Consider the following 19,928-nt stretch of genomic DNA (forward strand, 5'->3'; position numbering starts at 1 on the left):
AAAACCATTAAAATGGTTTCTTTAGAACTTTGCTATTTAGGTAGAAACCTGACAGAATAATGGCTTCAGCCATTTACGATTGCTCATAGAAATACCTGACGTAGGTTGTGAATATGGCAGGTCCAATTTGCAATTCGCGTGAAGACTTTCTTTTCGTAGGTAATGGCAGATTAAACCAATTGAGAATCAGTAATGGGATTAGAGAAAATATAATTGGTAGACATGATTTATGTCAGGACTTTTCCTCATCTAACTGGTTAAATTGATTAGATCGAACCAAAAAAACTATATCATGGAACTGAAAGATAAATTCGCAATTATTACAGGAGGAGCAGGGGGAATAGGACTTGCCACTGCCAAACTTTTTCTGAAAGAAGGAGCGAAGGGAATAGCTTTGGTAGACTTCAGCCAGAAAAATCTGGATGAGGCTAAAAAGGAACTTACGGGAAAAAATGTCCTTTTCATTCAGGCAGACGTGTCCAAATCTGCAGATGTGAAGCGATATACAGATGAGGCGCTCAAAACCTTTGGAAAAATCGATGTGATCTTTCTCAACGCAGGTGTAGAGGGAGTAGTCAAACCTATGTCGGAATATCCTGAGGAGGTTTTTGACCAAGTAATAGGAGTGAATGTCAAAGGAGTTTGGTTGGGAATGAAATATGGTTTTGCCGCTCTCAAACAAGGAGGCGGAGGTTCCGTGATTATCACTTCTTCGGTGGCGGGACTACGGGGAACTGCACAGGTTTCAGCCTATGTCGCCAGTAAACATGCAACGATAGGATTGATGAGAACGGGAGCTTTGGAAGGTGCGCCTGATAACATCCGGGTAAATACAATCCATCCTTCTCCGGTAGATAATCGAATGATGCGTTCTTTGGAGGAAGGTTTTGCACCGGGAGCTGGTGAAGCGGTCAAAGAAAGTTTTATAAAAATGATTCCTCTTGGTCGCTATGCAGATAATAAAGACATCGCTGAAATGGCTCTCTTCCTTGCATCAGACCGAAGTAAATTTGTTACAGGATCCACCCATGTTGTCGACGGAGGTTTTACAGCTTAGAGAAGACTTCAACCGGAAGTAGTTTGTGAGCCCTGCCGAGATTTAATCTCTACACAAGAGCCCAATACTATTATTAAAATGGTTTTTTAGAACTTTGCTAAAACATAGCCCAGGGTTTACTCCGATAGCCATCGCAGGCCTGGGCTATGATTATGCTAATCTAACTAGAGAATAGCTTTAGCAATTTCTTTGTAAACCTTTGTGCCCACCTAATCTTAGTTTGCCTACTTAACTTCCGAAAATTGCTATCAAATACCTTTTAATAAAATACCCTGTTCCGCTTGTAAAAAGGGTTTTGATATCACGATGGATATATATGAAAAAATAAAAATGTATCATAGCAAAATCTCTCGCAGATTCCACTTTTTTCTTTGAGCGAAGCATTCCCGAAGCATTGTATCGGTAAAACGAAGAAGTAAAAGACTGCCCAGCTATTTTCCCTTTAATTTTAAAATAAGCAAATAGAACCATATCCATTGCGAAGGCTTTATAGACAATAGGATTTGACAAAAGTGATTGAAGGTCATTCCTAAACATCCATGTAGAAACATGCCCTAGATAATGTATGGTTTTTAATTCTTCAGGTTCAAGTATTTTCTCTTCAACTGGCTCAATAACACTGCTAAGGTCTTGTCTTTGATGTGTATAGCTCGAATAGACTAAACTGACCTTAGGATTTTCATTTAAGAAATTGTATTGCTTTTGTAATTTCCTAACGTTCGTCCAATAGTCGTCCCCATCACAGAGACATATGTATTTCCCTCGAGCTGCCTTTAAATTTTCAAGGAAGTTAAACCGCCCGGTTTTTTTTCCTCGAATGGAAATCTTGTTTTTTGGATCTCTTTTGAACAAACGGATTTTGTCCGGATATTTTTTCGCAAATGAATCACAGATTTCGGCCGTACGGTCCGAACTGCCATCCTCACCAACTATAATTTCAAAGTTAAAATCTGTTTTTTGGCTTAATAGGCTATCCAGACACTGGGCAATGAATTTTTCATGTTGATACGTCTGCACGCAGATGGATACCAAGGGAGAAGAAGTTATTGGATGGACAGAATCGTTTGAGATCATTTTTGGCGAACTACTTTGCAGGGATTGCCGAATGCGATGCAATTGGCAGGAATGTCTTTGGTCACTACACTTCCAACTCCAATAGTTGTGTTTGCACCTACACTGATATTGTCTTTTAAAACTGCACCGGAACCAATTAAACAACCTTCTCCGATGTTGATCATTCCAGAAAGTATAACTCCTGGATTAATATCGGTATACCTACCAATCGTATTGTGATGCCCAATTCTACAGCCACGCTTTAGGGAAACCCCAAAATCAATTTGGCTCTGGGCGCTGATGATTACTCCAGGCTCTATTAATACAGCATTTGAAATTAAAGCAGAAGGAGCGACGTATGCACTTGGGTGTATTAACTGAGTATATCTTGACTCTGAAATTCCATGAGAATGCCAGAAATCTTCAAAAATTGCCAGTTTATTTTCAGGACCTGTTGCGCCAAAGAATAGCTCATCTTCCTCAGGGGGACAACTTCCAGCTTCTTTGATCTCAATAGAGTAGGTTTTAATAGGCATAAAGGGTTCTATGCCGAAGTCCTTATTTGGATAAAACACAAACTCCTTTTGCAAATTCAATTCGGAAATAAGATCCAAAAAAATCGCTGCACTGTCTTTTGAAATCCCAACAAAGCTTATTCTCTTCATTTTTTACGGTTGTAAAAGCCTAGCTCTCCAAGCTCCTTTGGTGCAAAGAGTTCTTTTGAATGTATGCTCATTAATTCATGTAAACGTAGTAATAGCTCATTGTTGGTAGCTAATTTTCCCCCCTTATGGTCAAACCAGATATTGTCTTCCAAACCTACTCTTACTCCATAACCCAAGGCAATTGAAGCACCATTAATTGTAAGTTGGTTTGCCCCTAATCCCGCCAAACTGATATAATGATCAGCTGGAATTTCCCGAATAGCTGTTCCCATATGTGAGAAATTAGCCTGCATCCCGGCAATATTTCCAAACAACAGGTTCCAGTAAAATGGGCCTTCAATCAAATTCTTTTTGATCAGGTACATACCATAATTAATCATTCCCAAGTCAAAACATTCTAATTCAGGTACGACTCCATATTCTTTCATCTTGCTGGCCAGACCTAGGATTGTATCCGGCGCATTAGTAGAGGCTTGGTGTTGAAAATTCAGAGAGGAAAGAGTCAGAGAGCACATATCTGGCTTGAGTTCAATCACCTCAGATCTTTTTTCCAATTCAGGGACATTTCGTCCTGAACTACTTCCGCATATGATCAAGTCAGGACAATGCTTCCTTACTCCTTCAAAAATTTCCTGATAAACAGACTTTCGATAAGTTGGTGCAGCATCTGAATCACGGGCATGAAGATGGGCAATGGTAATTCCTATCTCGTATGCCTCGTGAGTCTGTTCAATAATTTCTGAGGGACTAATAGGCACATGTGGTGTTTCTGATTTGGTAGGAACCATCCCCGTGGGGCAAAAATTAATTATTGTTTTACTAGAATTCATATGTGAAATAAGGCTGTAGAAATCAAAAATTTCTCCTAAAATGGTTTTGAGCTAGATTTACCACTAAAAATCCTATCTAGGTCTCCAAAAGGCTAGCAATTTATAAAGATTGATGTACAAAAGTGCTTTTTCCTTATACAAAATGCGTGCTTTGTCGAATTTTGTGACTAGTATTTGAAACATCTTACATTCTTTCGCAGCCTATATTTACACCATTTTATGAATTAAAATTTATACATCTCTTCTTACTTAAATCGGCTTTATTGAATTACCTTATTGGCCACATGAGATGATTTCCATTCTGATATATTTGATACTTTGTTGCTGATTTTAAGTTGTTTACCGGTAAAAAATTACTAACATTGATTTTTGAGTATACTGCATAAAGCAGGAAAGAATTACGACTTAATAACCACCAAATACTAACTTACTAAAACCATTTTCTATGAAGAATTACTTGAAATTTTTAGTCCTTCTACTCTGTATTAGTTGTGAAAACGATTCAAATGAATCTACAGTATTGGTTCAGGTGGACCAAGCAACCATTGCCACACATATAGCCCAGCTCGCTTCGGATGAGTTTCTTGGCAGAAAACCCTTTACTGAAGGAGAAGTCTTGACTGTGAATTATTTAAAAGATGAGTTTGAAAAACTCGGACTATTGCCTGGCAATGGAGATAGCTATTTCCAAGATGTGCCTATGGTAGAGATAGACGGAACTCCTTCTAAAAAGATGGTTATTTCCGGAGGAAATGGAAGTTTCGATCTAGAAGTATTAAAGGATTTCGTAGCCACCACTAACAAAGCAGAAACCGAAGTTAGCCTCGAAAATTCCGAACTTGTTTTTGCAGGATATGGCATAGTGGCTCCAGAATATGGCTGGAATGATTATGAAGGGATAGATTGGAAGGGAAAAACAGCAGTAGTTCTCATCAATGATCCGGGATTTCAATCTGGGGATTCAACCCTGTTTAAGGGAAATGAAATGACCTACTACGGCCGCTGGACTTACAAATATGAGGAGGCAGCCAGACAAGGAGCTGCTGGACTTATCATTATTCATGATACTGAGCCAGCTTCTTACGGTTGGAATGTAATTGAATCCGGTTGGACTGGTGCCCGATTAGTTATTGCAAGTGATGTACCTCTACTAAATGTAGAGTCTTGGGTAAGTGGTGAAAGTGCTCAAAAAATTCTTGATGCCTCAGCTATGAAAGGTCAGGATTATAAAGCTATTTCTAGGGACAAGAACTTTAACCCAATCCCATTAGATCTACAAGTATCCGTCTCTATTCAAAACAAGATCAAAAAGGATGTATCAAAAAACGTAGTGGCAATGATTCCCGGTATGGACAGAAAAGATGAAGTGATCATTTACTCTGCACATTGGGATCATTTGGGAGTGGGAAAAGCGATAGAAGGTGACTCCATCTACAATGGTGCTGTAGATAATGCTTCTGGTACTGCTGGGTTACTGGCTCTCGCAGAAGCTTTTAAGAATGGAAAGGCCACCAAGCGTTCTATTGTTTTTATCGCTCTTACTGGAGAAGAACAAGGTTTATTAGGATCAGCTTTTTATGCTGAAAATCCGATTTTTGACCCTAAAAAAACCGTAGCAAATATCAATATGGATGCACTGGATAGTCCCGGAAAAATGAAAGATCTTACGATTACGGGTTACGGTCAATCAGAAATGGATGAATATGCCAAGGAAGCAGCGCTTACACAAGGGCGATACATTATCCCAGATCCAGAAGCTGAGAAAGGATATTTCTTCAGATCCGATCATTTTAACTTCGCCAAAATTGGAATTCCTGCTTTATATGCAAGTGGTGCTTATGAGGGATTCGATAAAAGTAAGGAGGAGATAAAAGCGTATAACGATTTTTATCGCATCAATAAATACCACCAACCATCTGATGGATACAATGCTGAAACAATGGAATTGAGTGGGGTGCAATTGGATTTGCAATTGTTTTTCAGTGTAGGATTGAAATTAGCCAATGAAGATTATTTCCCGAAATGGTACGATGGAAGTGAGTTTAAGGCTGCTAGAGAGTAAGCTGCCTTCTTTCAAAGGAGTTGGCTAATCTAATATTTTTTTCAGCTCATAGTTTTAGAAAAGGTATGGATATGAGTTCATACCTTTTCTATGCTTAGCAAAACTCAGCGAGTAAGTAGGAGCGAAAGGTTTTTCGCTCACTTTCGCGCGAGTTTCATTTACTTCCTTCAGTGCAAATCTGTTTGTATTTTGTGAATAAGACTATCTTTAGAAATGCCACCGAATAATTTCGACATACAAGGTTTAAGTAATGAGCAAGTAGCTTCTTCCCGGGAGAAATACGGGCAAAACAAACTAGACTACAAAAAGGAAAATGGCTTCTTAGACACCTTAAAGGGTATTCTTAAGGAACCAATGTCGATTATTTTATTGGTAGCCGCTTCCATCTACTTCATCACTGGCAATACTGGAGATGGGATTTTTCTTGTCGTTGCCATCATCTTTATTACATCCATTTCACTATACCAGGATTCTCGAAGTAAGAATGCATTGGAAAAGCTAAAGGACTTTTCTCAGCCCACTTGTAAAGTCATAAGGAATGGGGTTGTCCAAGAAATAAAAAGCGAAGAGTTGGTGGTTGGCGATAGCCTATTGGTAGAAGAAGGTACTTCAATTACAGCCGACGGCGTCATCGTTCATTCGAATGATTTTTCTGTAAACGAATCAATACTCACAGGAGAATCTTTTGCGGTTTTTAAGGATAAGTCTCTAGAAGATAATATTATCTATAGTGGTACCACAGTTGCGAGTGGTTTGGCAATAGCGACTATTACAGGCATCGGTAAGGATACTAAACTCGGGAAAATAGGAACGAGTCTAGAAAGTATCACTGAGGAAAAAACACCACTGGAAAGGCAGATTGCGAATTTTGTAAAGAAGATGGCAATTGCTGGCGCGGTAGTTTTTGTAATTGTTTGGGCTATCAATTACTGGCAATCTCGTGACCTATTGAATAGTTTGCTTCAGTCGCTCACACTAGCCATGAGTATTTTGCCTGAAGAAATACCAGTTGCTTTTACCACTTTCATGGCGCTCGGTGCATGGCGATTGATGAAAATGGGTATTGTGGTAAAACAAATGAAGACTGTAGAGACTTTGGGCAGTGCCACGGTCATTTGTACTGATAAAACAGGAACCATTACCGAAAACAAGATGAGCCTGGCAAAACTCTTTTTGCTTTCATCAAACAAGATATATCAACCTAAAGACCAGCTAACCGAGGATGAAAAGAAGCTGATAGTATTGGCAATGTGGGCTAGTGAGCCCATACCCTTTGACCCGATGGAGGTAGCATTGCACGAAGCCTATAGTGAGGTTTCCCAGCTTGACAAACGTCCAGATTTCAATCTTGTACATGAATACCCACTGGGCGGAAAACCGCCTATGATGACCCATGTCTTTGAAAACTCGGAAGGCCAGAGGATTATAGCTGCTAAAGGTGCGCCTGAAGCTTTGATGAATGTTTCCAATCTTTCGGCTACCGAAAAGCAACAAATAAATGATGCCATCCAAGCCTTAGCTACAGATGGATATAGAGTGCTAGGAGTAGGGGAGTCAAAGTTCAGCGCTGATAATTACCCTACCGCCCAGCAAGAGTTAAGCTTTGAATTTATAGGAATAGTTGCTTTTTACGACCCACCAAAAAAGAACATTGGAAAAGTACTGGAAGGTTTTTATACCGCAGGAATAGCTGTTAAAATCATAACGGGTGATAATGCTGCTACTACCACAGCCATAGCTAAGCAAATTGGATTTTTGGGTTATGAGAAAAATATCTCAGGTGATGAATTAATGCTGTTGCCTGAGGGGGAATTGGAAACTTGCGTGATGGAGACAAGTATTTTCACACGGATGTTTCCTGAAGCTAAATTGAAAATTATTAATGCCTTAAAAGCCAATCAGCAAATCGTGGCTATGACAGGTGATGGGGTCAACGATGGCCCAGCATTAAAAGCGGCTCATATTGGTATTGCAATGGGCAAAAAAGGAACTGAAATTGCTAAGCAAGCGGCATCCTTGATCCTTTTGGAAGATGATTTATCCAAAATGGTAGATGCCATTGCGATGGGCAGAAAGATATATACCAATCTGAAAAAAGCTATTCAATACATCATATCCATACACATCCCTATTATACTCACAGTATTCATTCCCTTGGCTCTGGGTTGGATTTACCCAAACATTTTTTCACCTATACACATTATCTTTTTAGAAATAATAATGGGTCCAACCTGCTCTATTATTTATGAAAATGAACCCATGGAAAAAAATACCATGTCGCAGAAGCCTAAGGCTTTGACAACTACATTCTTTAATTGGAAAGAGCTGTCCATTAGTGTTCTACAAGGATTGGTGATCACTGCAGGGACTTTATTTGTGTATCAGTATGCTGTCAATTCTGGTTATGACGAAGCATTGACTAGAACTATGACCTTTACTGTTTTAATAGTTGCGAATATTTTCCTCACACTCATAAACCGCTCGTTCTATTATTCGATACTTACCACCATGCGCTATAAGAATAACTTGGTCTTATTTATCATTTTTATAACCATCGCCATAGTAGGTATTATTCTTTATGTTAACCCTTTGACCACCTTTTTCAAATTTGAAACATTGAATCTAATGCAACTATCAATCTGCGTTGCCATTGGCTTTCTTTCTACCAGTTGGTTTGAACTCTTAAAGCTTGCTAAAAGAATAAAGCAAAACATGAAAGGTGTAAGTAGTTCACGATAAACGCTTTATAAGTAAACGTTACCATGCTCATTTAAAAAGAGTATGATTACGGTCATTGTATTGTTTAGAGGGAGTTTACACTATAAATCCAATTCGGAAAGTCTAGATAGCTGCGTGGCTAGCTTGAAATAGGATAGATACCCTTAGGGAAAATCTTCCGACACAAAAAAACCACGAGAAATATCCCGTGGTTTCAAATTCTATTAGAAATCTTATGAGCCTAGCTTAGCTGAAGCTTTTCCATATTCCCATCTGATCTCGAAGCTGGAAGGTTTTACCTCATATACCAGACGCTCTTCCATAGTTGAAGTTTGTCCAGAAGGAACAGAAACTCTCAACACATCTGCTTCTGAGCTGTAATCAAATGCTCCCCATTGCTTAGCCACTTTGTTGAAAATAAAAGTAGAAGTAGTCTCACCTGGGATCACAAAGAAACCATAAGTTCCTGCTGGCAATTTCTTGCCTTCTACCATGATGTCCTTAGTAGTAGTGAAGGTAGTCGCTTCATTTGCGCCAGCTCTCCAAACTTCACCTAAAGGAACCAAATCACCCCAAATCATACGGCCTTTTACCGCAGGAGAGGAATAGTTGATAGTAACTTTCGCATCACCTACCATTCCTTCTGTAGTTTTGGCTGGGCTAGCTTTCTCTTGAGCAAACGCCGCAAGTCCGATAAAGGCAAGTAGGGCAGTTGCTAGTAAACTCTTTTTGAAATTCATTGTCGTTAGTTTTTATTGTTAGATAGGAAAAATAAAGAAATTAATTAATTCCTTTATTCTCCAAACTGACATTTCTGTCAAAAGGTTACTGGAATTGAAGAATAGGGTAGGATGTCTTGTGTTGGATGACGGGTGACCGATGCTTAATCAGTGTAGAGTTCATGTTCATCGTATAAACCTGAAGATGACCGTTTTAGATATAATTTCTTTCATCCAAAAACTAAATATCTTCTTAGCTTATGTTACACCGGTCATCAAACATCAGTCACCCAGCAAGCCAATTAAATCTTCACCCAAGCTTCGCTTGCGTTACTTTCCACGATAGCATCACCGATGATCAACTCTCTCAAGCCGTCAGCGAACGTCGGGAACGTAGGAGACTCAGGCTGCTTGCCTTCTCTCACTGCTGCATATACTTCTTTGAAAAGCTGCTTAGATGTATCTGGGAAGCCTTCTTGGTGACCTCCTGGGAAGCTTACCAAAGAACGAGCTCCTTCGTCTACTAGGGAAGGATCTTTCATCAATATGGAATTGGCAGTTTCTCTCTTACCAATCCAAAGTTCGTTTGGCTTCTCTGCATTGAACTCAAAGCTGGACTTAGAACCAGAAACCTCAATGTTTAGACGATTTTTACGACCTGCATTGATTTGGCTGACGGTAATAGAACCTGTACGTCCATTGTCAAATCGAAGGAGGATAGTTGCATAATCCTCAGAAGTCACATCGTACTCTTGGTAATCAGAAGGATCTAGCGCTTTTCCAGAGAAAGATTCAACTGCTTTCAAAGGCTTCAGACGCTTAGGGAATACAGTGGAAAAATCAGCCATAACTGCGGTGATTTTCAAACCAGTAACATATTCAGTCATGTCCAAAAGGTGAGAACCTATATCTGCTACCGCTCTGGATCCTCCAGATTGCTTAGGATCCAATCTCCAGCTGTAGTCAGTTTTGAAGAATAGCCAATCCTGTAGGTAAGAACCCATCACAGAATAAACTTCTCCCAATTCACCTTTCTCACGCATTACTTTCATCTGGCGAACCATTGGGTAATAGCGAAGATTGAAGTGAACAGCATTGATCAAGCCTGTTTCTTTTGCTAAGGATACAAGCTCCTCGGCTTCTTCTACAGTTACTGACAATGGCTTCTCACATACCACGTGCTTTCCAGCTAGCATACAGGCTTTTGCCTGCGGGAAATGAAGGAAATTAGGCGTACAGATATGTACTACATTGATGCTGTCATCCTTCAGCATATTATCAAAAGTGTAAGCATTTGGGATTCCAAGCTCTGCTGCTTTGGCATCTGCTACCTCCTGATTTACTTCTACAAGGCCTGTCACCTCGATATTAGGAATTCTTCTTAGTGCTTCTAAATGAGCCGGTCCGATAAATCCGGTTCCCACGATTGCAGCTGTGATTTTCTGGGGCATAGGTTTTTTAGGTTTCTTTAAATATTGATTTTGAATTGATATCCGCTTTATAGCCAGTCAAATAACGAAGCATTATAGAATTTGCTAAACTTTTACATTTAGCCTTCTTCGGTCTTCCAATAGCTATCGGATGAGGACAATTATATATTTTCAAATGTCAAATTAGGAAAAATGCCTCAAAACTTTCCCATTCCTAAAAGTTGATTTCAATACAATTTTTACATTGAACAGGAAAAGGTATTGGAATAACTGAAATCTAGATTTCTATTAGTTGGAAATCATTTGGTTAGATGAGCTTGTGGGCTCCAGCCACCATTTGTGGGTGGTCACCAAATTTTTATCCAATTCTATGAATTCCCCGATTTCAGGTACATAGATCGGCTGATTTATTTCAATTGACTTGGCCATTACTCTTTCCACAGGATCCCTCCAGGAGTGCATGGCAAGCGTAAAGGCCGCCCAATGTATAGGCATAAATACTTTTGCGTTAACATCTTTTGCTGCCTGTGCAGTTTCTTCCGGGATCATGTGTATATCCGTCCAGCGCTCATTATACTGACCACATTCCATCATTGCAAAATTGAATGGGCCGTATTTTTCTCCGATTTCCTTAAAGTGAGGCCCATAGCCACTATCTCCACTGAAGTAAATGTTATCACTTTTGCCACGGATTACCCAGGAACCCCAAAGTGTAGCAAAGCGATCGTTCAAACCCCGTCCGGAAAAATGGCGTGCAGGCGTGAGTGCTAGGAGTAATCCACTCGCTTGGATCTCATCCCACCAACCCAATTCGTTGATTTTGGAAGAGTCTACTCCCCATTCTTCGAAGTGTGCTCCCATACCCAGAGGCATGTAAAAAGCCTTCGTTTTTTCCTTCAATTTCTGAATAGATCCATAATCCAAGTGATCATAGTGATCGTGAGACATGATGATCATGTCGATATGTGGCAGCTTTTCTACTTCAATAGGAAGCTCTTTGCTATAGCGCTTTTTGCCCAAAAGTGGATTTGGGGCAGGTACTTCCCCAAACATTGGGTCTATTAGAATTGTCTTTCCATCGATTTGAAGCAGAAAAGTAGAGTGTCCAAACCAAACCAATCGGGTAGGGTGATCTTTGGTCACCAACTCAAGAGAATCTCTATGTGCAATAGGCAATTCAAAATCAGGTCTTCTGCTTGGATCGTTTTTGAAGAACTCAGGAAGCATCTTGATAGCTTCCGAAAAATCCATGTCCATATTGGTAGGCATGAGGTTACTGAATTTTCCGTCTTCGAAATAGTCCAGTTTTTCAAATTGAGCTAATTTCTGTTTGGATTGACTACCACCGAATTCTGGGCTAAAACTCACAAAAAGTATGATTATAATTACGAGAATCAGTACAATGGAAATTAGGGTAAGCATAATGGTTTTCAGTGTTTTAAATAAAAACTTTAGCATAGTGAGCCATAAAAGCTAGGGGATGAACTTATTGGCTTTAACTGCAAAACCGCCTAAAAGGTGCACAATCAAAGGTTTTTATTAAAATATGTGTAACCAATAATCCGCAGAACTGATGTTATTGGAAGACTATATGCACCTAATAAAAAAAGGCTTAGCGAATTAATCGCTAAGCCTTTATATGCTATGGTATTAAAAACCAGAAACTATATTCTATCTCAAGGAATTAATCCATTTCGCGATTTTCATTGCATCTTCTTTAGATACCTGAGCCATTGGAGGCATTTCAGTTGCATAATCAGGCCAGTTTTGAGGCTGAGGATTATAGATCAATTCGACGATTTTCTCGTCAGAATATCTTCTTTTCGCAACATCTTGATAGGCAGGGCCAATTACCTTTTTGTCCTTCATGTGACAAGCTGAACAGGTGTTTTTAGCCAAGATAGCTTTGATCTCTACATCTGTAGGAACTGCAGAAGCAACTGTAGCAGTTTTTGCAGGAACAATTTTGGTTGCTGCTACTTGCTTAGCTGGTTCTGGAGTTGCAGGAGTTTTGATCACCATTTTGGCACCAGAAGGAATACTATTCAATGTGTAGTAAGCATCTGGGTGCACCAATGAGAAGCTTCCGTCCACAGCTCTCACGCCATTAAGGCTGATCTTGTGAACAAAATATGGTCTTAAACCATCCACAGCAATTCTAGCTGACATACCATCGGCTGCAACTTCCACACCTAGAACTTTCAGGGTTTTGTTGTCCACTGGAGGACTACCGTAAACTGGGTGATACTTGTAAGTGAAGCTTTCTACAGCGTAAGAAGTTAAATCTTCCGCTGAAGCTTTGTTCACAGGTTTGGTGAATTCGATTAGGAAACCATCAGGTTGAGCCTTTACCGTTCTCATTTCGAAAGGAATGTTGTGATTCCAAACTAAGCGCTGAAGACCTTCATTTGCCTCACCCGCAGAACCCCAACCACGGTTGGTCTCACCGATAAACAAAGACTTATCTGGCGCCCAAGCCATTCTCAAGATACCAGACTGGAAACCAGATCTGAAATCTATAGAAGCACCTTGCATCACACCATTAACTTCCTCAAGCGTAAGACGCATGATTTTACTTTGTCCTTGATCACCTACTAGAACCTGGCCTCCGAAAGGGCCGAAGTTTCCTTCAGGAATTACGATTGGCTCAGAGTTGGAAATACCTTGAATACCATGAGGTAACCAAACTGCAGGAAGCTTCAAATCAGGAAGTTTTTCCTTGGCTTGAGCCATAGTGATGTAAGGAGTGTCCATTACATTTTCAGGCTTCAAATAGCCACCGGTTCCATTAGCTACCTTTTGTGGATCAACTACCTTGTTGAATTCCTCAGTAGTCAATTTCAAAGGAGAATTAGGAAGTCCAGTCCAAGCCAAACCTGCAGGATGACCAGTGAAGTCACCTTTCTCGATGAACCAAAGTCCACCCGAACCCATGTAATCACCTTGGTTTTCTGTATAGACTAACTTGTCTCCAAGCATACCTATACCCGCTGGAGATCTCATCCCAGTAGCGTAAGGAACCATAGTTCCATCACGTTTGATATTCATGATCCAGCCTCTCATTGGTACCCGGCTTTCGCCTCTCCACCACTCTTGGTCACCAAAAGCAACGTTTGCAGACACGAAGAAAGATCCGTCAGGACCTACTTTAGGGCCAAAGCTATATTCGTGATAATGTGCAGAAATAGGCCAAGCGTAAACTGTCTCATATAAGTCAGCAGTTCCATCCTGATCAGTATCTACCAACTTGGTTAGCTCGCCTCTTTGTGCCATATAGAATGCGCCATCTTCGTAATGAAGTCCTAGGATTTCATGAAGACCTGAAGCGAACTTTCTGAAGAAAGGCTTAGAGCTAGTAGGGTTTTCTACGATAAATACGTCACCTCTACGAGTGGCTACACCTAGATCACCATTTGGCAATACGGTCAAACCACCAACTTCTAGAAGTGTTCCTTCTGGAGCAGTTACTCGCATGATCTTGAAGAAATCCTCTTCTTTAGGGGATTCCTGAGCATCTACCTGCCCAGGCATCAGCTGAATTACAGCTGCTAGTCCAAAGGCAATTTTTGTGAATTTATTCTTTAGTAATGTTTTCATCTTTGCGCTGTCCTTGGATTAAAAGAGAAGATTGTAAACGATGTTTCCCTTTGCAGGCAAGAAAATACCGGCATTGCCATCAGTAGTATGTGCTACTGGAGCACCATAAGTAGCCTCATCGTATTCCAGATACAAACCAGTTTCAGGCAATAAATAATAGCCTTTGTTGATCTTTTGAATCTCAGTGCCAGCTGCTATTTTGTAAAAGCCATTGCCAATACCAGAAACAGATCTATTGATTCCTTTGCCTGTTTCCAACACTTTGATTTCATCCTTAACTGATTCACCATTAAGAAGGTAAGAGAAAATAATATCTTCAGAACCGTTCTTTAGCTGGTAACCTTTTGTTCTGAATTCTTCTGAAGCGCTGTAATCGCTGCTTACAGCATTTACTGCAGGAGTGGTTAAATTGATCAATGCACCACGAGGGATAGATACGCCATTTCCACGGCTATTCCACATAGGAGTAGCGTCCAAAAACAATCCTCTCCATACTTGGATCAATGTACCAGTTTCCATGTCGTATGCGTAGTTCACTTGCTCTTTGCTGGCAACAGAAACTACATGACTCAATCTCTTATGATTTGGAATGTCTCTGAAGCTTCGCAAAACTGGAGTTTCATCTACATCTACTAGGATAGGATCGGTATCTTGATTTGCACCAGCGGCAGAGACCAGAAGATTTGTGCTTCTAAGTCCTGGACCGGAAATAGCCAAGTTGAATCCGTCAACTGACCAATTTCTGTTTTTGGAAGCAATGATTTGAATAGGATTGTCTCCAGCTTTCAATTGCTTTTTGACTCTTACACCTCTATCGGATAGATTAGAAATGCTTTCACTACCAGTAGCGAAACCAGCTAATCCACCTGGAACCTGAAGTGTGATTTGGTATTCACCAGCTTCAGCTACATTCAAGTTCGCAGTGTATTTGGTCAAATTGACATCAGATACAGATGCAGGAACTTCACTTAGAGAAGCAACGCTCCCTTTAGCGATCGACGACTTGCCTGATAGCTCCTCAAGGTTATTGAATGAACCTTGGAATGTTTCATAGTTCACTTTAGAAACAGTAGGAGTCTTGGCATTGAATGGTGTGATTTCAATATTTCTGAAAGCCACTGCACCATGATCACCTTGAATTCTTAGTGGACCTTCAGCTACATCTTTACCGGACATTGCGCCACGCGTAGGGCCGAAAACTTCCACATTTTCGTGAATAGTCACTCCATTAAGTTTTATAGAAAGGAATCGAGCATTCTCGATTTTGCTTCCGGAAGCATCAAATTTTGCTGCTTGGAAAGATACTTCCAGCTTTTGCCAAACACCCGGTGCTTTGCTTGCATTTTGACGAGGAGCATAACCTTGGTAGCCTTTTTGGTCCTCAGGTTTGCTCTCGTCCCAGCGTTGATAGATTCCGCCATTGTCACCAGGTTTGGTGTTGGTGGTAGTCCAGCTATCTAGGATTTGAATTTCATAGTTTCCTTGAAGGTAAACTCCGGAATTAGATCCAGGAGCAACCATGTACTCCAAAGAAAGATCTACATCTCCGAATTTATCAGTAGAAATAATATCTGCACCATGGGTTTTCTTGGTTGGAAGATTAGCCATGATGCCAGAGCCATCGGCGAATTGAAGCTCATTAGGAATGGCTGGATTAGCCCAGACCTTTCCTACTTCTGCCCAGCTACCTTTATTTCCTTCGAAGGAACCTAGGTTTAGCTTAACAGGATTTTGTTGTGCTTGCACGATACCCAGCTGTAAAGCTAAGGCAGCGGTGAGCAAGCCTACATGTTTGTTCAAAATCATGTGAAATTGGGGGGTTAATTGATAGAACGAGGTTTATTAGAAAAATGCAAAATAGATACTCCATGCATGGCTTCGAAGAGTTGAAAACCACACGAATTTAAGCTTTACACAAAGATTTTAATAATCTGACTAGCGAATTTTTCTTTCGGGCTTAAAGATAAACGCTCTGTTTCCTTCTGCAAGTAAATCTCAATTGATAGATCAATTCTCACTATGTTTCAGAGATTTTCTCAATTCACTTTTTAAAGTGGAGCTGACCTTTTTAGAAAAAAATAATACAGTGATAAAGGAGATTCAAATCTCATCAAGCCCCTTTCGAGCTGGTTTTGTTTGCTTTTTAAAGTCGGAGGGAGTCATACCTGTTTCCTTTTTGAACTGTGAAGAAAGATAGGCCATGCTGGAGTACTTGAGTTTATCTGCAATCTCAGAAAGACTCAATTCATCATAGATCAGAAGCTCCTTCACTTTTTCTGTTTTCTGCTGAGTGATGTATTTCTCTATAGTGATCCCTTCTACTTGAGAGAATAGCCGACTCATCGAAGAGTATTCCTGTCCGATCTCCTGTGATAAAAAGGTAGAGAAATTGACATGTATTAATTTGTCTGAATGATGAATTTGAGATACTATGAGCGCTTTAATCTGGGAAATCAATGCTGCACTCTGGCTTTCCAATAATTCAAAACCTTTACTTTTGAGAATACCCATCAGTTTTTTCTTCTGCTCGTTCCCAAGGTCTTCCTGCAGTTGTACTTTTCCTAATTCCACAGAAGTGAAGCCAATTCCTTCCTGAGCAAGTGCATCTTTTACAGCAACTATACAGCGTGGGCAAACCATATTTTTGATATAAATCAGTGACATTTTTGGATAGCGGAGTTAGGAAACAAATGTATTCAATGCGATTAAAGTTCTTTTTGAGCGAATTTAGGGTTTAGGAAAATCCTTTTAAAATAAGTTAGCAGTGGTGTCATTACTTCCACTTAACGAATTGAAAGCACTGGAACTGAAATCTAAGCTCTATTTCTAAATAGAAAACCCATAATCCCGCTCGACTAAGCAAATTCTTGTCTTATAGGCTGCATACCATTTTTCCCTGCCTATTCTTTGGGCTATGAGGTGATCCGTTTGTTGTTTCCAGTTTCGGATTGCTTCCAAATTCTGCCAATAACTTATGGTGATTCCTAAGCCATCTCTGACACTTTCATGTCCCAAATACCCTTCTTGAGCTTCGGCTAAGCTTACCATTTCTATAGAAGTTTCGGCGTAACCTTCTTCAATTTCAGTTCTAATATTAGTGAAAATCACTGCGTAGTAAGGAGGTTGTGGAGTTAGGGCGATCATTTTTTACAAGATTGTTTATACCCTTAAATTAGTGGAATATATCTGTCATTCTTTGGCTAAGTGCAGTCTAGCGGATACACATATTTTATTTATAGGGAATGTAAATATCAAAGGTTGCCCCTTTGTTTAGTTCGCTCGTTGCGGTAATTAAGCCATTGTGATTCTCTACAATCTTTTTCACGATGGTAAGTCCTATTCCTGTGCCTTTTATTTTTTCTTTATCGTGGAGACGTTTAAACAATTCAAAAATGTTGTCTTTATACTTCGGTTCAAAGCCGATTCCGTTGTCGGTAATAGTAATGTGGCTGTATTCTTTTTGGGATAAAAGTTTCTGGTTATTCTCTTCGCTGCCTATTATTATTCTGCTTTTTATGATAATGTGCGGTGGTAAATCGTGTTTTGCAAATTTCAGTGCATTGCCAATAATGTTGTCCAGAAGTTGGCGAAACTGAAAGAGAATAATATGTGCATCGCACATTTCAGATACTTCAATGATTGCGTTTTTTTCCTCAATGGTATCTGCGAAATCTTTTTTTACTGATTCAATTATTGTGCTGAGATTGACGGTTTCAAATTTTCGTTCCGTAGAAATAGTGCGGGAGTATGAAAGTAAATCTGCTATCAGCCCTTGCATACGGTTGGCGGCATCCTCCATTCGCAAAATATAATCTTTGCCTTTCTGAGACAAATTTTGCGATTCATCCGTGATAAGACATGATGCGAAGACTTGAATTTTTCGCAATGGCTCTTGTAAATCATGGCTGGAAATGTAATTGAATGCTTCCAATTCCTTGTTTGCAACGACTAATTCTGCTGCTCGTTTTTCTTTCTCCTCATTTTGAAACGCGAGCTCTTTGTTCGCAATATCTAACTCCGCTGCGCGCTTTTCTTTCTCTTCATTTTGAAATGCAAGTTCTTTGTTCGCTACGACTAATTCTGCCGCCCGTTTATCTTTCTCCTCATTTTGAAACGCGAGCTCTTTGTTCGCTACGACTAATTCTGCTGCCCGTTTATCTTTCTCCTCATTTTGAAAGGCGAGCTCTTTGTTCGCAATATCTAACTCCGCTGCGCGCTTTTCTTTCTCTTCATTTTGAAATGCAAGTTCTTTGTTCGCTACGACTAACTCTGCTGCCCGTTTATCTTTCTCCTCATTTTGAAAGGCGAGCTCTTTGTTCGCAATATCTAACTCCGCTGCGCGCTTTTCTTTCTCTTCATTTTGAAATGCAAGTTCTTTGTTCGCTACGACTAACTCTGCTGCCCGTTTATCTTTCTCCTCATTTTGAAACGCAAGCTCTTTGTTGGCAACGACTAATTCTGCTGCCCGTTTATCCTTCTCCTCATTTTGAAACGCGAGCTCTTTGTTTGCAATATCTAACTCCGCTGCGCGCTTTTCTTTCTCTTCATTTTGAAACGCAAGTTCTTTGTTCGCAACGACTAATTCTGCTGCCCGTTTATCTTTCTCCTCATTTTGAAACGCGAGCTCTTTGTTCGCAATATCTAACTCCGCTGCCCGTTTTTCTTTTTCCTCATTTTGAAACGCAAGTTCTTTGTTGGCAACGACTAATTCTGCTGCTCGTTTTTCTTTTTCCTCATTCTGAAAAGCAAGTTCTTTGTTGGCTATTCGTAAATCTTTCGCCCATTTTTGCTCTGTTACATCCCGGGCAGCAGCAAAAACGCCAAGAACATTGCCTTTATCATCTTTATAAACTGATGCATTATACAATACATCTGTCAGGTTGCCATTTTTATGTTTTATCGTTAGCGGGTAATCTGCCACAAAACCTTTTTCAAAAACCTGCCGATAACCTTCCTGTGCTTTTTTAGATTCGGTAAAATAATTTGAAAAGTCTGTTCCAATCAGTTTTTTGCGAGACACACCGGTTACTTTAATAGATGCCTCATTCACATCTAATATTTTTCCTTCGGCACTGATAGTAACCAGGGGATCTAAACTTGCTTCAATCAAACTACGGGCATAATTAGCAATGATCAGCTCCGCTGACCGTTTATCTTTCTCCTCATTCTGAAAAGCAAGTTCTTTGTTCGCTTCGACCAATTCCGCTTCGCGCTTTTCCTTCTCTTCATTTTGAAAAGTAAGTTCTTTGTTTACAATTTTTAATTGCTCTTCGGATTCTTTGAGTTTGGTAATATCTACTCTGATAGCAAGAAATTGATAGGGTTTGCTTTGTTCATTCAGAAATGGAACGATGGTCGTGTCTACCCAATAAAATGTTCCATCCTTGGCTTTGTTTTTTAATTCACCGTTCCATACTTTCCCGCTGGCAATTGTTTCCCATAAATCACGAATAAACTCTTTCGGGTGATACCCTGAATTAATAATGCGATGGTCTTGTCCGATTAGTTCGTCCTCTCTATATTTTGATATTTTACAAAAATTGCTATTTGCCTTTTTAATAATTCCATTTTTGTCAGTCAGTGCTATTATAGTTGTTTCATCCAATGCACTTATATAATCAGATACTTCCTTTAAACTGTTCTTTAGAAGTTTTTCTGATTGTTTAAGTTCTTTGTTGGCAATACCTAATTCTGCGGCTCGTTTTGCTTTCTCCACATTTTGAAAAGCAAGCTCTTTCCTTGCAACAACTAATTCTGCTGCTCTTTTTTCTTTTTCTCCCATGATTGCTTATCTGTG

Annotated in this window: 14 protein-coding genes; 3 read left to right on the forward strand and 11 right to left on the reverse strand. The window is 39.8% G+C overall.

All coding sequences use genetic code 11. The features are described 5' to 3' along the window. The first annotated feature begins 292 nt into the window (after positions 1 to 292). A complete protein-coding gene (locus ESV85_RS06675) occupies positions 293 to 1,057 on the forward strand; it encodes an SDR family NAD(P)-dependent oxidoreductase (RefSeq protein WP_146915946.1) in 765 nt (254 codons plus the stop codon). A 228-nt stretch (positions 1,058 to 1,285) separates the two neighbouring features. Here ESV85_RS06675 and ESV85_RS06680 read toward each other — a convergent pair whose 3' ends face one another. Genes ESV85_RS06680 through ESV85_RS06690 form a run of 3 tightly spaced genes read right to left on the reverse strand, consistent with a single transcriptional unit; the run spans position 1,286 to position 3,605 of the window. Further along, positions 1,286 to 2,131, reverse strand: coding sequence for a glycosyltransferase family 2 protein (locus ESV85_RS06680; RefSeq protein ID WP_146915948.1), 846 nt, complete (start codon positions 2,129 to 2,131; stop codon positions 1,286 to 1,288). Further along, positions 2,128 to 2,775: a hypothetical protein gene (locus ESV85_RS06685; RefSeq protein WP_146915950.1), complete on the reverse strand. Its 648-nt coding sequence runs from the start codon at positions 2,773 to 2,775 to the stop codon at positions 2,128 to 2,130. The genes ESV85_RS06680 and ESV85_RS06685 overlap by 4 nt, the downstream gene beginning before the upstream one ends. Further along, the gene (locus ESV85_RS06690; protein ID WP_146915952.1) at positions 2,772 to 3,605 is read right to left on the reverse strand and encodes a 3-keto-5-aminohexanoate cleavage protein; all 834 of its coding nucleotides are present in this window, start codon (positions 3,603 to 3,605) and stop codon (positions 2,772 to 2,774) included. Before ESV85_RS06690 ends, ESV85_RS06685 begins: the two co-directional genes overlap by 4 nt. A 445-nt stretch (positions 3,606 to 4,050) precedes the next feature. On the opposite strand from ESV85_RS06690, the gene ESV85_RS06695 reads away from it, so the two are divergent. Then, positions 4,051 to 5,667, forward strand: a complete 1,617-nt coding sequence (locus ESV85_RS06695; protein ID WP_146915954.1) for a M28 family metallopeptidase — start codon at positions 4,051 to 4,053, stop codon at positions 5,665 to 5,667. Positions 5,668 to 5,880: 213 nt separating this feature from the next. Further along, positions 5,881 to 8,406: a cation-translocating P-type ATPase gene (locus ESV85_RS06700; protein WP_146915956.1), complete on the forward strand. Its 2,526-nt coding sequence runs from the start codon at positions 5,881 to 5,883 to the stop codon at positions 8,404 to 8,406. A 212-nt stretch (positions 8,407 to 8,618) separates the two neighbouring features. Here ESV85_RS06700 and ESV85_RS06705 read toward each other — a convergent pair whose 3' ends face one another. From ESV85_RS06705 to ESV85_RS22480, 8 genes are all read right to left on the reverse strand, one after another. After that, entirely contained in the window at positions 8,619 to 9,125 is a 507-nt protein-coding gene (locus tag ESV85_RS06705; RefSeq protein ID WP_146915958.1) for a DUF2911 domain-containing protein, read from the reverse strand. Positions 9,126 to 9,406: 281 nt separating this feature from the next. Further along, the gene (locus tag ESV85_RS06710) at positions 9,407 to 10,555 is read right to left on the reverse strand and encodes a Gfo/Idh/MocA family protein (protein WP_146915960.1); all 1,149 of its coding nucleotides are present in this window, start codon (positions 10,553 to 10,555) and stop codon (positions 9,407 to 9,409) included. A 267-nt stretch (positions 10,556 to 10,822) separates the two neighbouring features. After that, a complete protein-coding gene (locus tag ESV85_RS06715) occupies positions 10,823 to 11,956 on the reverse strand; it encodes an MBL fold metallo-hydrolase (protein WP_191321957.1) in 1,134 nt (377 codons plus the stop codon). A gap of 249 nt (positions 11,957 to 12,205) precedes the next feature. After that, on the reverse strand, positions 12,206 to 14,131 hold the full coding sequence (locus tag ESV85_RS06720; protein ID WP_146915961.1) for a c-type cytochrome: 1,926 nt from the start codon (positions 14,129 to 14,131) through the stop codon (positions 12,206 to 12,208). An 18-nt stretch (positions 14,132 to 14,149) separates the two neighbouring features. Further along, the gene (locus ESV85_RS06725; RefSeq protein ID WP_146915963.1) at positions 14,150 to 15,937 is read right to left on the reverse strand and encodes a DUF1080 domain-containing protein; all 1,788 of its coding nucleotides are present in this window, start codon (positions 15,935 to 15,937) and stop codon (positions 14,150 to 14,152) included. Positions 15,938 to 16,231: 294 nt separating this feature from the next. Next, complete coding sequence (locus ESV85_RS06730; RefSeq protein ID WP_146915964.1) at positions 16,232 to 16,795, reverse strand: helix-turn-helix domain-containing protein; 564 nt, start codon at positions 16,793 to 16,795, stop codon at positions 16,232 to 16,234. 162 nt (positions 16,796 to 16,957) lie between these two features. Then, positions 16,958 to 17,275 carry an antibiotic biosynthesis monooxygenase family protein gene (locus tag ESV85_RS06735; RefSeq protein WP_146915966.1) on the reverse strand — a complete coding sequence of 106 codons (318 nt, stop codon included), beginning with the start codon at positions 17,273 to 17,275 and terminating at the stop codon, positions 16,958 to 16,960. Between the two features lie 85 nt (positions 17,276 to 17,360). After that, a complete protein-coding gene (locus ESV85_RS22480) occupies positions 17,361 to 19,913 on the reverse strand; it encodes a PAS domain S-box protein (RefSeq protein ID WP_146915968.1) in 2,553 nt (850 codons plus the stop codon). Positions 19,914 to 19,928: the final 15 nt, after the last annotated feature.

The sequence above is a fragment of the Algoriphagus aquimarinus genome (assembly GCF_007997215.1).
In the GTDB taxonomy this organism is placed as follows: Bacteria; Bacteroidota; Bacteroidia; order Cytophagales; family Cyclobacteriaceae; genus Algoriphagus; species Algoriphagus aquimarinus_A.

Bases quoted from the DNA above. Each gene is read 5' to 3' on its own strand.
- ESV85_RS06675 (WP_146915946.1), top strand. From the start codon at position 293: ATGGAACTGAAAGATAAATTCGCAATTATTACAGGAGGAGCAGGGGGA.
- ESV85_RS06680 (WP_146915948.1), bottom strand. From the start codon at position 2,131: ATGATCTCAAACGATTCTGTCCATCCAATAACTTCTTCTCCCTTGGTA.
- ESV85_RS06685 (WP_146915950.1), bottom strand. From the start codon at position 2,775: ATGAAGAGAATAAGCTTTGTTGGGATTTCAAAAGACAGTGCAGCGATT.
- ESV85_RS06690 (WP_146915952.1), bottom strand. From the start codon at position 3,605: ATGAATTCTAGTAAAACAATAATTAATTTTTGCCCCACGGGGATGGTT.
- ESV85_RS06695 (WP_146915954.1), top strand. From the start codon at position 4,051: ATGAAGAATTACTTGAAATTTTTAGTCCTTCTACTCTGTATTAGTTGT.
- ESV85_RS06700 (WP_146915956.1), top strand. From the start codon at position 5,881: ATGCCACCGAATAATTTCGACATACAAGGTTTAAGTAATGAGCAAGTA.
- ESV85_RS06705 (WP_146915958.1), bottom strand. From the start codon at position 9,125: ATGAATTTCAAAAAGAGTTTACTAGCAACTGCCCTACTTGCCTTTATC.
- ESV85_RS06710 (WP_146915960.1), bottom strand. From the start codon at position 10,555: ATGCCCCAGAAAATCACAGCTGCAATCGTGGGAACCGGATTTATCGGA.
- ESV85_RS06715 (WP_191321957.1), bottom strand. From the start codon at position 11,956: ATGCTTACCCTAATTTCCATTGTACTGATTCTCGTAATTATAATCATA.
- ESV85_RS06720 (WP_146915961.1), bottom strand. From the start codon at position 14,131: ATGAAAACATTACTAAAGAATAAATTCACAAAAATTGCCTTTGGACTA.
- ESV85_RS06725 (WP_146915963.1), bottom strand. From the start codon at position 15,937: ATGATTTTGAACAAACATGTAGGCTTGCTCACCGCTGCCTTAGCTTTA.
- ESV85_RS06730 (WP_146915964.1), bottom strand. From the start codon at position 16,795: ATGTCACTGATTTATATCAAAAATATGGTTTGCCCACGCTGTATAGTT.
- ESV85_RS06735 (WP_146915966.1), bottom strand. From the start codon at position 17,275: ATGATCGCCCTAACTCCACAACCTCCTTACTACGCAGTGATTTTCACT.
- ESV85_RS22480 (WP_146915968.1), bottom strand. From the start codon at position 19,913: ATGGGAGAAAAAGAAAAAAGAGCAGCAGAATTAGTTGTTGCAAGGAAA.